Origin of the sequence: Amphritea atlantica, assembly GCF_018860855.1 — a bacterium.
Lineage (GTDB): Bacteria > Pseudomonadota > Gammaproteobacteria > Pseudomonadales > Balneatricaceae > Amphritea > Amphritea atlantica_A.
The window spans coordinates 159841-173889 of the sequence record NZ_JAHKQE010000023.1 but is presented as its reverse complement, the minus strand read 5'-3'; the positions used below and the strand labels follow the sequence as shown (position 1 = coordinate 173889).

The following is a 14049-nucleotide window of genomic DNA, read 5'->3' as shown; positions in this document are numbered from 1 at the left end:
TCACTCAGCAAGTATCGCTGAGTGATACTGCGTTTTAAGACGCCTTGTCTTTGCCGTGTCTGCTAGTGTCGTTAGTTTGTCAAAGCGAGTGCTGGCTGAAGGTGATTACTTAGCTCTGCGTTGTTCTTAAGGAGTGGTGTATGGCTTTTCGTTCTGCCTGGATATGGGGGCTTGTGGGCCTCTTTTTGGGGCTTTCAGCTCAGGCAGCGGTGATTAATGTAGCACCGTCTGAAAACCTACAACAGTATTTAAATCAGGCCCAGCCCGGTGATCAGCTCGTCTTAGCGGCGGGCACCTATCAGGGCAACTTTATTATTTCGCAACCAGTCGAACTTAGCAGTGATGGTGACGCTATCCTCGATGGTAACCATCAGGGTCATGTACTGAAAATCGATGCGGCCGGTAGCTATATTCATCATTTGAAAATTCAAAACTGGGGTGTCAATCTGACCACCCTAGATGCCGGTGTGTTTGTCTCCCGTGCGGCGAAAAATACCCGTATTGAACATAATTATTTACAAGGCGGTGGGTTTGGTATCTGGGTTGATGCAACTGCCGGTACCCAGATTGTTGCTAATAGAATCGAAGGTGATCAGGCTATACGTTCCTCAGATCGGGGTAACGGTATCCATCTCTATAATGTGACCGGTACGGTCGCCCGGGATAATGAGGTGTGGCACACCCGCGATGGTATCTATATCGATACCAGTAATAAGAATGAGCTGGTGGGTAATTACCTGCACGATCTGCGCTATGGCGTGCACTATATGTACTCTTATCATAATCTTATTGAGAATAATGTGACTCGCAACACCCGTACCGGCTATGCGTTGATGCAGTCTAAGTATCTGACGGTTATCGATAATCGCTCTGAAAATGATGCCAACTACGGCATTTTAATGAACTACATCACCAACTCTCTGCTTCAGGGGAATCAGGTGGTCGGGGTACAGAATGCCCACAATCCTCACATGCAGCAGCAAACCAATTTAACCGGCCTCGAAGGCAAGGCGCTGTTTATCTATAACTCGTTATTTAATGAGGTGCGCGATAATTTATTTGCCCAGAGTGATATCGGCATTCATCTGACCGCCGGTTCAGAACAAAATATTCTTAGCGGCAATGCCTTTGTGAGTAATAAAGAACAGGTCAAGTATGTGGCAACCACCACGCAAGATTGGTCTGATGTAGGGGTAGGGAATTTCTGGAGTGATTATTTGGGTTGGGATATGGACAGCGATGGTATTGGTGATGTGGTGTATGAGCCGAATGACAGTGTTGATCAGCTGTTATGGAAGTTCCCCTCGGCCAAGTTGCTGCTTAATAGCCCTGCCGTGGAAACTTTGCGTTGGGTGCAGCGTCAGTTTCCGGTGCTGAAATCTCCTGGGGTGTTGGATAGCCACCCGTTAATGACGATTCCGGCCTCACTTGCCGCTCCTACAGCGGTTAGTTCAAGTGTGACACCGGTATTAAACCGCGAACAGTGGGTCGAGAATTGATATGAGAAGTGCAAATAACATTGTTGAACTGCAGCAGGTTGAGAAGCAATATCAGGGCGTAAGTGCGTTGAGTCAGCTTAATTTAACATTACGTCAGGGTGAAGTTCTGGGGCTGTTTGGTCATAACGGAGCGGGTAAGACCACCACTATCAAATTGATTTTAGGCTTGATTGAAGCGAGCTCCGGTCAAGTGAGAGTGTTTGGTGAAGATCCGACCCAATCAGAAGCCCGTAATCTGCGCCGTAAATTGGGTTTTCTACAGGAGAATGTGAGCTTTTACGATCAGCTAACAGGGCTTGAGGTGTTGCAATATTTTGCTCGGCTCAAAGGTGTCGCAAAGCAAAACTGTCAGGGCTTATTGGCGCAGGTAGGGCTTGAACAGGCGGGTAAACGTCGAGTAAAAACCTACTCTAAAGGGATGCGACAGCGCTTGGGGTTGGCACAGGCATTGTTGGGTGAGCCTAAACTGTTACTGCTGGATGAACCCACCGTGGGCTTAGACCCGATCGCTACCCAAGATTTTTATCGCCGGATAGAGCAGCTGAAACAGCAGGGTTGTACCGTTATTTTGTGCTCCCATGTATTGCCTGGGGTCGAAAAATATATCGATCGGGCGCTGATTCTAGGGCAGGGTAAACTGCTGGCTGAAGGTAGTATCAACGATCTGCGGCAACAGGCAAATTTGCCCGCCATCTTTCATGTGCAGGGTGAGGGGCTAACACTTCCTGAGCATCTAACGGCTAGCGCAAAACAGGATGGTGATGGCACCAGGCTGGAGGTTCCGCTGCCCGAGAAAATGGCCACGATGCAACAATTGATCGGGTTGCCTGGATTGCAAAACCTCGATGTGCAGCTGCCTTCGCTGGAAAATCTGTATACCCATTTTATTACCTCCCATACCCAAACGGGTGCGATATCGACCCAGGAGTTTGTCCAATGAGAGCTATTCTGACGGTTGCGAATAAAGAGTTTCGCGATGGTTTACGTAATCGCTGGGTGTTATCGATCTGTATTATTTTTGCCGTATTGGCGATCGGATTGGCTTATTTTGGCGCCGCTGCAGCGGGTAAAGTCGGCTTTACCTCCCTGTCTTCTACCATTGTCAGTTTGGCGAGTTTAGCGGTATTTATCATTCCGCTGATTGCGTTGATGCTGGCCTATGATGGGGTGGTCGGTGAAGATGAAAATGGCACGCTACTGCTGTTAATGACCTATCCCTTATCCCGTTGGCAGTTGCTGCTCGGTAAAATGATGGGGCAGGGTGCCGTGATGGCCTTTTCAACACTGGTGGGGTTTGGCTCATCGGCGATTATGATGGGGGCTTTCTCCGGTACGACCCGTTGGGATGAGTTGATTGGTCCCTATGCGGTGTTCATCTTCTCAGCGATGCTGCTAGGGTGGATTTTTATCGCCATTGCTTATGTCATTAGTGTATCGGTTTCGGAAAAGTCGAAGGCCGCCGGTATCGCGCTAATCACCTGGTTTGTGTTTGTGCTCGTCTTTGATCTTGGTCTGTTAGGGGTGCTGGTCACGACTCAAGGCAATGTGGATGAGACGCTGTTCCCCTATCTCTTGTTATTAAATCCAACGGATATTTTCCGCCTAGTGAATATTACCTATTTTGCCGATCAGAACCTAACCGGCTTGATGGCTATCGCCCAGCAGTCGCAATTCTCAATTGGGGCGTTATTGGCTGGCCTGTTGGTATGGCTGGCATTACCGGTGGGGTTAGCGATGGCGATCTTTAATAAGCGAGGCTTATAATGAAACATTGGTTAAAACTGTTGCTGATTATGCCGTTGGCCTTCCTGAGCGGTTGTGGCGACGATGAAAAAGAGCGGATGGTACATCAGGTTATCGCTATTGAAAGCGGTGCTGAGTGCCATCTGTGTGGCATGATTATTACTAATTTTCCCGGCCCGAAGGGGCAGCTTTATGCTAAAGGACATCATGGTAATATGCGTTTCTGTTCCACTCGAGATATGTTTGCTTTTATTGTCGATCCTGAAAATCAACACAATATTCAGGAGGTCTTTGTGCACGATATGGCGGTGACACCTTGGGATCATCCCGAGGATGAAGCCTATATCGATGCCAGAAAGGCTTTTTATGTGGTCGGTCACGGTAAGCGTGGTGCGATGGGGCCAACGTTGGCGAGCTTCTCAACTCAGGCGGATGCGGATGCTTTTGCCGCCTCACAAGGGGGGAAGGTCTATCGTTTTGACGAGATTACCTTGGATCTACTGGTGAGTATGAATAGCATGAGCACCGATGCTTCACTGCCGGGGATGTCGGGCAACGCGCACTGAGCGAATTACTCACTAAAAGCCAGTCAATAAGATTGTCGGTTAAACAAAAAAAGCCAGCTCGATTAAGGGCTGGCTTTTTCGTAAGTGGGTTGCCGCCTGTCGTATACCAACAAGTGCGGCTCAATTGAGCTGGATCAGCCGGCAATACCCTGTTTCTTCAGATACTCTTCATAACCACCATGGAAGTCGGTCAGGCCGTCTTCTTTCATATCGATAATACGGGTGGCCAGGGAAGAGACGAACTCACGGTCATGGCTGACAAAAATCAGCGTGCCATCGAAGTTCTCCAACGCAAGGTTCAACGCTTCAATCGATTCCATATCCATGTGGTTGGTCGGCTCATCCATCAGCAGAATATTGGGCTGTTGCAGGATCAGTTTACCCAGCAGCATACGGCCTTTTTCACCACCGGAAAGTACCTTGACGGATTTTTTAATCTCATTTTGAGAGAACAGCATCCGGCCCAAAGAAGCACGAATAACCTGTTCGTCTGAGCCGGATTTAGTCCACTGGGACATCCAGTCAAACAGGTTGCTCTCTTCGGCAAAGTCGTGGGCATGGTCCTGAGCATAGTAACCAATGTTACTGTTTTCAGACCATTTGACTTCCCCAGCGTCCAGCTCAAGCTCACCCTGTAGGCTCTTCAATAGGGTGGTTTTACCGATACCGTTAGGGCCGATAATTGCGATGCGTTCACCCACTTCGACCATCATGCTGAGATCTTTGATTAATGGCTCGCCGCCATAACCCTTGGTGAGCCCTTCGACTTCAAGGGCTAAACGGTGCAGCTTTTTCTCTTGATCAAAGCGGATATAGGGGCTTTGACGACTGGACGGTTTAATATCGTTCAGTTCGATTTTTTCAATCTGACGCGCCCGCGACGTGGCCTGTTTGGCTTTAGAGGCATTGGCGGAAAAGCGGCTAACGAAACTACGCAGTTCGGCAATTTGGGCTTTTTTCTTGGCATTATCCGATTGCAGACGCTCCTGCAGGGCGGTAGAGGCGATCATATAATCGTCATAGTTACCGGGATAAAGTCGTAGCTCACCGTAATCCAAGTCAGCCATATGGGTGCAGACTGAGTTTAGAAAGTGACGGTCGTGGGAGATGATAACCATGGTGCTGTTACGGTCGTTTAATACGCCTTCCAACCAACGGATGGTGTTGATATCCAAGTTGTTGGTAGGTTCGTCGAGCAGCAGAATATCGGGATCGGCAAACAGGGCCTGAGCCAGCAATACTCGTAGTTTCCAGCCGGGCGCCACTTCGCTCATCGGGCCGAAATGCTGTGCGGTAGGGATATCCAGACCGAGCAGCAGTTCGCCGGCGCGGGATTCGGCGGTATAACCATCGAGCTCGGCAAATTCAACTTCCAGTTCGGCAACTTGAATACCTTCCTCTTCGGTCATCTCAGGCAGGCTATAGATGCGATCCCGTTCCTGCTTAATCTCCCACAGTTCGGTATGGCCCATGATGACAGTGTCGATCACGCTAAACTCTTCAAACGCGAACTGATCCTGCCGCAGTTTACCGATCCGTTCGTTCGGATCTTTGCTGATGTTACCCGCGGAGGGTTCTAGATCACCCCCGAGGATTTTCATCAGGGTGGATTTGCCGCAACCGTTCGCTCCGATCAGGCCGTAGCGGTTACCCTCACCAAACTTAACAGAGATATTTTCGAACAGTGGCTTGGCACCAAACTGCATAGTGATATTAGCGGTTGTTAGCAAAACAGGAACCCATCAGTTTAAACGTTGAGATAGAAATTTAGCGGCGCATTATCCCATAAATCACCCTTAAAGTGTGTGAATAGAGTGTTTCTTTTTTACCCTTTAATGGCGATACTGCAGCGGTTGAGTCATAGGTGGATATATGGATAAACAACAGCTAATAGTGCAAATTATCGATAAGCTTCAGGCAGATCTTGCCGTGATGGTGGCGGCCGCTAACGATGCCCATGATGCGGCCACCCATGAAGAGAGCGTGGCGGAGAATCAATATGACACCCTTGGTCTTGAAGCGTCCTATTTAGCCCACGGGCAGTCTATGCGAGTGCAGGCACTCGAACATGATATCGCCGCCTATGGGCAGATGCCGGTTAGCGCGTTCAACGAGGATAGCCCCGCGGGGTTAGCGGCACTCATTACCCTAGAAGACAGTCGTGGCGTAGAAAAACAGCTATTTATTGGGGTCGCCGGTGGGGGAATGAAAATTGACTTCGACGCGTCTAAGGTCACGGTCATAACGCCGGAAGCCCCCTTAGGAGCCGCACTAATAGGGCGCTATATCGGTGACCAGATAAGTTTGCCGCAGGGTGAATTTGAGATTACCAATCTACGCTGATGCCGTATAATCAGCGCCAATCGTTTTATGAGCTGTTTAATCGCTCAGTCACTTAAGGAATTACCATGAGTATTACCAAAGACAAAGTTGTTCAGTTTCATTACGCGCTGCACGATGCTGACAAAACGGTTGAAGAAACCACCCGGGGTGGCTCTCCTATGGCTTACCTGCACGGCCATAATAATATGATTAAAGGTCTCGAACAGGCGATGGAAGGCAAAGCGGTGGGCGATACTTTTTCCGTTACTCTCGCGGCAAAAGACGCTTATGGCGAACATCAGCCCGATTCGGAGCAACGTATCCCAGTTAAACATCTACAGGGCGCAAAAAAATGGCGGCCGGGTATGGTGGGCACCGTTCAAACTGAACAGGGGCAGCGCCAAGTGACCGTGGTTAAGGTCGGTAAATTTATGGTGACTGTGGATAACAACCACCCGCTGGCCGGCAAGGAGCTGACCTTCGATATCGATATTCTTGATATTCGCGATGCAACCGCCGAAGAGGTCGCCCATGGTCACGCACACGGTGCGGGAGGTCATCACCACTGAGGGATACCGATCAGTCGGTTGTTCTAATTTATCTTACCAATCTGCTCCATAGCGAAAAATAAATAGCTCATCGCCTCTGTCTGATTAATACTTAGTATCGAAGACAATTGAGGAAGGTGCTATGAAAACGGAACGTTTAGAGTTTACTGGCCATGATGGCTCGTTATTAGCGGCAAGATTGGATCTACCGGTGGGCAAACCGGCAGCCTATGCGCTGTTTGCCCACTGTTTTACCTGTTCGAAAGATCTGCAAGCTTCCCGCCGAATTGCTCAGCGTTTAGCCTCTTTAGGCATTGCGGTATTACGCTTTGATTTTACCGGTCTGGGGCATTCCGAAGGTGAATTTGCCAATACGGGATTTAGCTCCAATATGCAGGATCTGCTGTTAGCCGCGGATTTTCTGCGTGAGCATTACGCCGCTCCTCAGTTGTTGATTGGTCACTCGTTTGGCGGAGCAGCGGTGCTGGCGATTGCTAGCCAAGTGCCTGAGGCGAAGGCGGTGGTGACCATCGGTGCTCCGGCTGATCCAAAACATCTACTGCATAACTTTGATGAGCATATCGATACCATCTGCGCGGAAGGTGAAGCTAATGTTAGTCTTGGCGGGCGTCCATTCACCATTAAGCGCGAGTTTCTTGAAGATATCTCATCGGCGTCACTAGAAAAAGCCGTCAAAGGGTTACGTAAAGCATTATTGGTGATGCATGCACCGTTAGATGAAACGGTACCTGTGGATAATGCTGCGCAGATCTTTCAAATGGCTAAACACCCTAAGAGTTTTGTTACTCTGGATTCTGCCGATCATCTTCTTAGTCGACAGGAGGATGCTGACTATGCGGCGGAAGTGATATCGACTTGGGCGCAGCGTTATATCGATGTACAGCTATTACCGAAGTATATTAATGCGCCGGAAGGGGTTATTCGGGTGAGTGAGGCTGATCCGGATAGTTTTACTCAAGATATTAGTGCCGCAGGGTATCACCTGATCGCTGATGAAATGGTTAGCTACGGTGGCAGCAATCTGGGACCTAGCCCCTATCAGTTGGTGGCTGCTGGACTAGGCGCCTGTACCTCAATGACGATTAGAATGTATGCGCGACTGAAAAAGCTACCTTTGGAACATGTGCAGGTGGATGTGACCCATGACAAAGTACATGCTCAGGATTGTGTTACTTGCGAACAACGTAGCGGCAAGGTCGATCAGTTTGAGCGGCGCATCACCCTTACCGGCGAGTTAACCGAGGCGCAGCGGCAACGCCTAATGGAAATTGCCGACCGTTGTCCTGTGCACCGAACCTTGGAAGGCGAGATTAATATCGTCACTCGATTAATCGAGTAAATCTAATCTTGGCGGTTATTCAAAACCGCTAACTAAATCGACCGGATAGCTCAGCCTTGTGTTTGTGGCCATCCGGTTGGTTGTCGCATTGATGATGTTCAGGGCCATTACTTTATCGTGATGTTGTTACTCTTCCGCTATTTGATCTGTTTGACCGAGATGACTTCGAGTGACTTGAGGCTCATCCACTTAGATTTGTCGATGTAAGCGATCATAACCATTGATGTTTCATCAATATCTTCTTGAAAAAGACAATTTCCAGTTGCCGCATAATCGCTTTATCGAGAAATAACTCAATAAAAACAGATGGTTATCAATAATTATCTCATTCTTTGAATCGTTGTGGATATTGGCTGTATAGCCGGCATGAAATTGAAGTGATACTTTTGGGATAACAGCAAGATAACAAGAATAATGATTATTATGAGGTTGGCCCATGATCGAAATTGAACAGATACATCATGTAGCGTATCGCTGTAACGATGCCAAAGAAACGGTTGAGTTTTATAAGAATGTTCTGAATATGGAATTTTTGGTGGCGATTGCTGAAGATCGGGTGCCTTCAACTAAAGAGCCTGATCCCTATATGCATCTGTTTTTGGATGCCGGCAATGGCAATATTTTGGCTTTCTTTGAACTGCCGACTAAGCCGAAAATGGACAGAGATCAGAATACCCCTGCATGGGTGCAACACATCGCTTTTCGGGTGAAAGATGAAGCCGCGTTATTGGCCGCGAAAGCCGATATTGAAGCGAAGGGCATCGATGTTATCGGGCCGACAGAGCATGGCATTATCCGTTCAATCTACTTTTTTGATCCCAATGGTCATCGCCTCGAACTGACCCATACTAAGGGCAGTGAGGCGCAGATGGCTGAGTTGAAAAGAGTCGCGCCGTTGATGCTGGAAGAGTGGTCACGTACTAAAAAGGCACCTAAACATGCAGCCTGGTTGCATGAGGGCGAGTTTAACGGGCTGGATTAAAATAAGACGGACGGCGTTAAAGCGGAGAGTTTTCTCCGTTTTAACTTTTTTGGCTGTCTGTTGGCGGTTTACGTCGTTCTAGCCATTTAACATTGTAATGGCAATGGGGGCAGCGATCGTGAAGCACCGAATCAATCTCATTACGTAATTTATCCATATCCCGTTCTAGGTGTTTTTCCATGCTCCGGCTAAGGCTGCTATGCATAATATTGGCAGCATCTTCTTTACTAATACCGAGAGCCTCACGCATCTGATTCAGCGCTTTTTGCTCGATGGAATCAACGACCCCATCCTGAATGGCCATATGAACCATCTTTTCATAGGTTCTGCGCCGTTCTCTGATCGCCTCGTTAAAGCCCGATGCCAGTATACCGGCGGGGAGGGCGACGATACCTAAACTCATAATGCTAATGATAGATGCCATTATCTTGCCCATGACAGTGATGGGAATAACATCGCCGTATCCCAAAGTAGTCATGGTGACAATGGCCCACCACATCGCCGCCGGGATGCTACTGAAAACCTCGGGTTGAGCGCGGTGTTCAGCATAGTAGATCAGGCTAGAAGCGAGGATGATCAGCATCAAAATCATAAACAAGGCAGCCCCAATTGATCGGGCTTCGCGCCGTAACACCTGTAATAACAGCGACATGGAGGCTGAATAGCGAGTGAGTTTGAACACCCGCAGTAAACGTAATACTCGCATAAAACGTAAATCGACGAGCATCATCATGCTGAGAAAAAACGGTAGAATAACTAAGAGATCGATCAGTGCCAGTGGTGTCAGCATATAACGTAGCCGGCTCCATAGTGGGTGGCCATGCTTAATATCTTTGTTTTCGATGCTGCTCCAGACTCGGGCCATATATTCAATACTGAAAATAATAACGGAGAAAACCTCAAACTGATCAAACCAACGGTGTTCTTGGATATTGTTGGAGGGCATGGTTTCCAAAATGACACAGAGGACATTGAGCGATATCAAGACGATCAGAAAAATCTGAATGGCTTTTCCAAGGAGGTGTTGATTGCTACCGATCTCAAGGATTTCGTACGTCAGTTTACGTATAGAGCGCATGGCCAACCTGATTATTATTGTGCGAATAATCAATAGTATCGGCAAAAGGGGTTGATTATAAAGTCATTTCTGCGAGATGTGATGTCATGAAAAACAAACAGGAGAGGCTGCCTGTTGAATTATTCAGGCAGCACGGGGAGTGTCAACTTGGCGTTAAAAAGCCTTACACCATTGCTCAGTTTTAATGGGGTCGAGCTGTTTGCTAAGTAACGCTTGGGAAATAATGCTCTGTGCACCATCAACCGTCAAAGCGGTTTTTGGTATTTCAATGAGTTTATAACCGTGACTGTTATCTCGGTTGCAATATTCAATATAGAGAAACAGTGTATCCCGTGCTTGGCGTTTACCTTCAGCCATCCAGTAACGAACATTACACTGGTAGATATTGTGCCAGCAGTTTGCTGGGGTGTTCGGTTTTACAGAGCGGTGGTTTAAGTCTGCTTCCGGACTAGCCGCTTCTGTATAAATATGTGCTTCAAACATGGATCTGCTCCCATTTTCATGAGAGCTGACGTTGTGCGTGGGGGTTCCCTGATTTTGTCGGTAGTGACCACATCGTTTTGCGATAATCAGCAGCAAAACAACCACCTTACCCAAGCGGGCAGGTTGGCGAGGACGTCAGCCCTTCTCTTGATGTTGAAATAATGTATAAAAACGAACTTAACGACAAGTTTAAGGCAATGATTCGTTGGGTGCAAGCAAGCCAGTGAAAGATAGGGATATTAAGCGCGTGATCAGCGTTTGAGTGTTAGCGTATTACCTCGCTGAGTCAATTCGAGGTGCTGCAAAAAACTCATGCCCAGCAATACCGTATCACCTTGCATATGGGGGTTAATATGAGCCGATACCTGATTAAGTGAGAGACCGCCCAGTGCGACTGAATCGAGCGTGGTCTGATAGACTTTAATGGTGCCGTTAGCGGTGCTGGCGTATGAGGCTCTGCCCGGTTTCAGGTTGAGTTGATCTGCCAGTGTGCCGGGAATGCTGATATCCGTTGCGCCGGTATCGAGGAGGAAACGTACGTTCTGGCCATTTATTTTGCCGGGGGCTATATAGTGGCCCTGACGGTTACGTTGCAGCACGACCGGTGCGTTGTTTGTAGCGCTCATCAGCCCATGATTGGGATCATTTTGTTGCAGCCATTTATCCTGAAAGAATAGATAAAACAGCCCCAGTATGATGACCCAAGTTAGATGGGTAAAGAGGCGAGCGACGAAACGTCGGCTGCTATCTTGTTTCATAATGCTCCTATTCTTTTGGGTAGACGTTCGATGTTAATCTGATGAGCAGGGCGCGAGTAGTAGACTCCGCGTTACCGCTGTTTGTGATCTTATCATGGTGTTTTCATTTAACGAGGTCAGTGGTTGAAAAGTTATCTTAATCTCAGAGGGTTGAAGTGGGAAATTTTTTTAGTGCGATGAACGTAAGGAATTGATGGGCTTGGCAGCGATCAGACACCGCCGTCGCGAGTTTCTATGGGCCTATTAATGGTTGTTTTCTAACCATCTTTAAGCGTTGGTACTATTAGTTTTAGGTCGCGGCGACAATCGGGTTTGCATCTATCGAACAGGCTGTTATACTGCCCGCCTGTCTCGTTCGAGACGACCTTAATGGTCACGTTATGGTGGCTCCATTGGTCCTCCCGCAACGATAAACCGTGAACCTGGTCAGGCCTGGAAGGGAGCAGCCACAGCGGTGGATTCGTGTGCCGGGATGTGGCTGGTGGGGCTACCACCCAATACCGCATCTTATTGTTTTATCTATATCATCATTCTATCTAGTTTGAAGATAAGGCCGTTTCTGCGTTATATCGCGATTTTTTAAGTATCTTTCCTGCAACCGTTTTAAGTTTGTCTGTCTCGATATCTGTGGATGCCTCGAACGCCTGCATTTAAAGGGTCGCTCGCCAACGTTCACTCTACGGTTGAAAGACGATGCGGGCATAGGTTCCTTTGGTTGGCGTATGTTCCAGCGTGAATCTCCATCCCAGTTGTTCACAGATGAGCGTGACAATATAGAGGCCTAGACCATGGCTTTCTTTTGCATCGGTCACTAATGTACTGTCCAGCTTGTTGATGGCTAACCTTTCGGCCTCATCCCACACCTCGATGAATTGATCAGAGATGACGACAATGACTTTCCCCTCATTGTGGTTAAGCCCGTTATTGATGAGGTTGCTCAGCAGAATTCTTACAATGTTACTATCCGCTTCGATTAAGCTATCTCCCTCCAATGGCTGAATGTCTATCCGCTCTTTTGAGCTGGGGGTGGCATCAATAATGTTCGCGGTCACATCATTCGCAAGTGCTAGCAGCGAGAAGGGTTCATTCGCTGAGGAGTCTTTTGTCTGCCGTACGATGGTTAAGAGTGCTTTGATATTGTCAGACATGATGGCCGCTGAATTGATGATTCTCTTTAGCGTCTTTTGGTCGTCAGCCTGTAACTGCTGTCTATGTTCAATGACCTCAGCAGCCCCAAGAATAACCGCGACGGGGGTTCTCAGTTCGTGACTGGCCATTGTGATGAGCGAGCGTTCTCGTTTGATCAGGGCATCGATCTTACTCAGAAAGGCATTGAAACAGGCGGAGATTCGGTTTAATTCTGCATCTTTATAGGTAACGGGTAGGTATGTGAGGTGACTGTCGATAGCCTGAATATCTTGTGTCAGCTGTGTAACGGGACTTGAAACCATACGGCTTATGATTATCGATAGGCCATACCCCAATAGAATGGCTATCACCAGTAGGCTCAACAGGACAGATATCATCAGGGCTTCATATTGACCAAAGAGCGACTGGTCTTTTGCAAGAAAGAAAGTACCCCCAGGGACCTTATCGATAATGACCATATACTCTTTGTCTAAAAATTCGACTTCACCTTCATAAGGGATGGGGAGGTTGCGAAAAATGATAGGGAGGTTTTCTATTTCAGACGTATGGGTTGGCAGGTAGGTTAGGGTTAACATCGCTGATTTTACCTGTACCACCTGATCCGTATCGTGACGACTCAGTAGATGCTCTATTTCCGACTGCTTGTCCATTCTCATCATGGTGTCTTCCATAAATTCCAGAAAGAGCCAGGCGGTGAAGAGTACCACTAAGACGCTGAGCGTATAGGTCCAGAAAAACAGTTTTTTAATGCGGCTGGAAATTGAACGTTCCATATAGCTACCTATGCGCTAGGCGGGAGCAAGGCAATACCCGCGTCCGTGAAGTGTTTGGATTATGTCTTGACCATAAGCGTTTTTTAAGGTTTTTCGTAACACATAGACATGGGTTCGAATGACATTAATATCCCCATCTGGATGACCCCAGATATCCGTACTGAGGTGTTGATAATTAACATAGTCGGGATACTTTCTCATTAATGCTTCAAAGATGGTTGCGGCATAACCTATTAATCTCAGCTCGCTTTGATCCGGCAGTTTGACGGTTAAAGTGCCTGGATAATAGCGAATATTTTTAGCCGTTAAACAGTCATGATTAGCTTGCTGACGACGACATAACGCTTGTATGCGCAGTTCAAGCTCTTTCATATGAAAGGGTTTGATTAAATAGTCATCGGCGCCGTTATCAAATGCTTCTGTCTTATCTTCAATCGAGTCTCTCGCCGTGAGCATTAATACGGGAACCGAAGAATTAAGATCTTCTCTTATTCGGCGACAAATGGTTAACCCGTTTACCCCCGGCAGCATAATATCCAGAATGATTACGTCATAGGTATGACTCGCCAATAAGTGGAGTGCTGTTAGACCATCGGCGGCGTAATCAAGCTCATATTTATCCTCGCCTAGATACTCAAACAGGTTTTCCGCCAGTCGTTTATTGTCCTCAACGATGAGCAGCTTACGTTTAGAGTTGATCGGCGGTGTCATAACGCTGTCCGTATGGGTAAATATTTGGGTAAGTTCATATAGGCCAGCGGTAATCTGCATTCAGGCGCTGAGATGTT

Annotated in this window: 14 protein-coding genes, 1 other RNA gene and 1 riboswitch; of the genes, 9 read left to right on the top strand and 6 right to left on the bottom strand. The window is 47.7% G+C overall.

Features of this window, described 5'->3' with window-relative positions; all coding sequences use genetic code 11:
• The first annotated feature begins 140 nt into the window (after positions 1-140).
• Genes KO512_RS11065 through KO512_RS11050 form a run of 4 tightly spaced genes read left to right on the top strand, consistent with a single transcriptional unit; the run spans position 141 to position 3808 of the window.
• Positions 141-1499 (top strand): nitrous oxide reductase family maturation protein NosD, encoded by a 1359-nt coding sequence (locus KO512_RS11065; RefSeq protein WP_215952405.1) that lies wholly within the window; start codon positions 141-143, stop codon positions 1497-1499.
• 1 nt (position 1500) lies between these two features.
• Positions 1501-2439 (top strand): ABC transporter ATP-binding protein, encoded by a 939-nt coding sequence (locus KO512_RS11060; RefSeq protein ID WP_215952404.1) that lies wholly within the window; start codon positions 1501-1503, stop codon positions 2437-2439.
• The gene (locus KO512_RS11055; protein WP_215952403.1) at positions 2436-3263 is read left to right on the top strand and encodes an ABC transporter permease; all 828 of its coding nucleotides are present in this window, start codon (positions 2436-2438) and stop codon (positions 3261-3263) included. Before KO512_RS11060 ends, KO512_RS11055 begins: the two co-directional genes overlap by 4 nt.
• Positions 3263-3808: a nitrous oxide reductase accessory protein NosL gene (locus tag KO512_RS11050; RefSeq protein ID WP_215952402.1), complete on the top strand. Its 546-nt coding sequence runs from the start codon at positions 3263-3265 to the stop codon at positions 3806-3808. The genes KO512_RS11055 and KO512_RS11050 overlap by 1 nt, the downstream gene beginning before the upstream one ends.
• A 134-nt stretch (positions 3809-3942) precedes the next feature.
• Here the strand turns inward: KO512_RS11050 and KO512_RS11045 are convergent, their stop codons facing one another.
• Positions 3943-5538 carry an ABC-F family ATPase gene (locus KO512_RS11045; protein WP_215952401.1) on the bottom strand — a complete coding sequence of 532 codons (1596 nt, stop codon included), beginning with the start codon at positions 5536-5538 and terminating at the stop codon, positions 3943-3945.
• A 142-nt stretch (positions 5539-5680) separates the two neighbouring features.
• Between KO512_RS11045 and KO512_RS11040 the strand changes: the two genes are divergently transcribed.
• From KO512_RS11040 to KO512_RS11025, 4 genes are all read left to right on the top strand, one after another.
• A complete protein-coding gene (locus tag KO512_RS11040; RefSeq protein ID WP_215952400.1) occupies positions 5681-6151 on the top strand; it encodes a GreA/GreB family elongation factor in 471 nt (156 codons plus the stop codon).
• 65 nt (positions 6152-6216) lie between these two features.
• The gene (locus KO512_RS11035) at positions 6217-6699 is read left to right on the top strand and encodes an FKBP-type peptidyl-prolyl cis-trans isomerase (RefSeq protein WP_215952399.1); all 483 of its coding nucleotides are present in this window, start codon (positions 6217-6219) and stop codon (positions 6697-6699) included.
• Positions 6700-6820: 121 nt separating this feature from the next.
• Positions 6821-8038 carry a bifunctional alpha/beta hydrolase/OsmC family protein gene (locus tag KO512_RS11030; protein ID WP_215952398.1) on the top strand — a complete coding sequence of 406 codons (1218 nt, stop codon included), beginning with the start codon at positions 6821-6823 and terminating at the stop codon, positions 8036-8038.
• Between the two features lie 436 nt (positions 8039-8474).
• A complete protein-coding gene (locus KO512_RS11025) occupies positions 8475-9020 on the top strand; it encodes a VOC family protein (protein WP_215952397.1) in 546 nt (181 codons plus the stop codon).
• A 40-nt stretch (positions 9021-9060) separates the two neighbouring features.
• Here the strand turns inward: KO512_RS11025 and KO512_RS11020 are convergent, their stop codons facing one another.
• The 3 genes from KO512_RS11020 to KO512_RS11010 form a co-directional block, all read right to left on the bottom strand.
• On the bottom strand, positions 9061-10098 hold the full coding sequence (locus KO512_RS11020; protein ID WP_215952396.1) for an ion transporter: 1038 nt from the start codon (positions 10096-10098) through the stop codon (positions 9061-9063).
• Between the two features lie 153 nt (positions 10099-10251).
• Positions 10252-10581, bottom strand: a complete 330-nt coding sequence (locus KO512_RS11015; RefSeq protein ID WP_215952395.1) for a hypothetical protein — start codon at positions 10579-10581, stop codon at positions 10252-10254.
• 40 nt (positions 10582-10621) lie between these two features.
• A riboswitch (SAM-I-IV-variant riboswitch) is annotated at positions 10622-10740 on the bottom strand.
• A 92-nt stretch (positions 10741-10832) separates the two neighbouring features.
• A complete protein-coding gene (locus KO512_RS11010; protein ID WP_215952394.1) occupies positions 10833-11339 on the bottom strand; it encodes a retropepsin-like aspartic protease family protein in 507 nt (168 codons plus the stop codon).
• Positions 11340-11729: 390 nt separating this feature from the next.
• On the opposite strand from KO512_RS11010, the gene ffs reads away from it, so the two are divergent.
• Positions 11730-11826, top strand: an RNA gene (ffs, locus tag KO512_RS11005) — signal recognition particle sRNA small type.
• A gap of 190 nt (positions 11827-12016) precedes the next feature.
• Here the strand turns inward: ffs and KO512_RS11000 are convergent.
• Both KO512_RS11000 and KO512_RS10995 read right to left on the bottom strand, forming a co-directional pair.
• Positions 12017-13261, bottom strand: coding sequence for a HAMP domain-containing sensor histidine kinase (locus KO512_RS11000; RefSeq protein ID WP_215952393.1), 1245 nt, complete (start codon positions 13259-13261; stop codon positions 12017-12019).
• Positions 13262-13276: 15 nt separating this feature from the next.
• Positions 13277-14032: a response regulator transcription factor gene (locus KO512_RS10995; protein ID WP_215952392.1), complete on the bottom strand. Its 756-nt coding sequence runs from the start codon at positions 14030-14032 to the stop codon at positions 13277-13279.
• Positions 14033-14049: the final 17 nt, after the last annotated feature.

Excerpts from the sequence above, each read along its gene's own strand:
- KO512_RS10995 (WP_215952392.1), bottom strand. The coding sequence starts at position 14,032 with ATGCAGATTACCGCTGGCCTATATGAACTTACCCAAATATTTACCCAT.
- KO512_RS11000 (WP_215952393.1), bottom strand. The coding sequence starts at position 13,261 with ATGGAACGTTCAATTTCCAGCCGCATTAAAAAACTGTTTTTCTGGACC.
- KO512_RS11050 (WP_215952402.1), top strand. The coding sequence starts at position 3,263 with ATGAAACATTGGTTAAAACTGTTGCTGATTATGCCGTTGGCCTTCCTG.
- KO512_RS11060 (WP_215952404.1), top strand. The coding sequence starts at position 1,501 with ATGAGAAGTGCAAATAACATTGTTGAACTGCAGCAGGTTGAGAAGCAA.
- KO512_RS11010 (WP_215952394.1), bottom strand. The coding sequence starts at position 11,339 with ATGAAACAAGATAGCAGCCGACGTTTCGTCGCTCGCCTCTTTACCCAT.
- KO512_RS11035 (WP_215952399.1), top strand. The coding sequence starts at position 6,217 with ATGAGTATTACCAAAGACAAAGTTGTTCAGTTTCATTACGCGCTGCAC.
- KO512_RS11040 (WP_215952400.1), top strand. The coding sequence starts at position 5,681 with ATGGATAAACAACAGCTAATAGTGCAAATTATCGATAAGCTTCAGGCA.
- KO512_RS11015 (WP_215952395.1), bottom strand. The coding sequence starts at position 10,581 with ATGTTTGAAGCACATATTTATACAGAAGCGGCTAGTCCGGAAGCAGAC.
- KO512_RS11055 (WP_215952403.1), top strand. The coding sequence starts at position 2,436 with ATGAGAGCTATTCTGACGGTTGCGAATAAAGAGTTTCGCGATGGTTTA.
- KO512_RS11025 (WP_215952397.1), top strand. The coding sequence starts at position 8,475 with ATGATCGAAATTGAACAGATACATCATGTAGCGTATCGCTGTAACGAT.
- KO512_RS11030 (WP_215952398.1), top strand. The coding sequence starts at position 6,821 with ATGAAAACGGAACGTTTAGAGTTTACTGGCCATGATGGCTCGTTATTA.
- KO512_RS11020 (WP_215952396.1), bottom strand. The coding sequence starts at position 10,098 with ATGCGCTCTATACGTAAACTGACGTACGAAATCCTTGAGATCGGTAGC.
- KO512_RS11065 (WP_215952405.1), top strand. The coding sequence starts at position 141 with ATGGCTTTTCGTTCTGCCTGGATATGGGGGCTTGTGGGCCTCTTTTTG.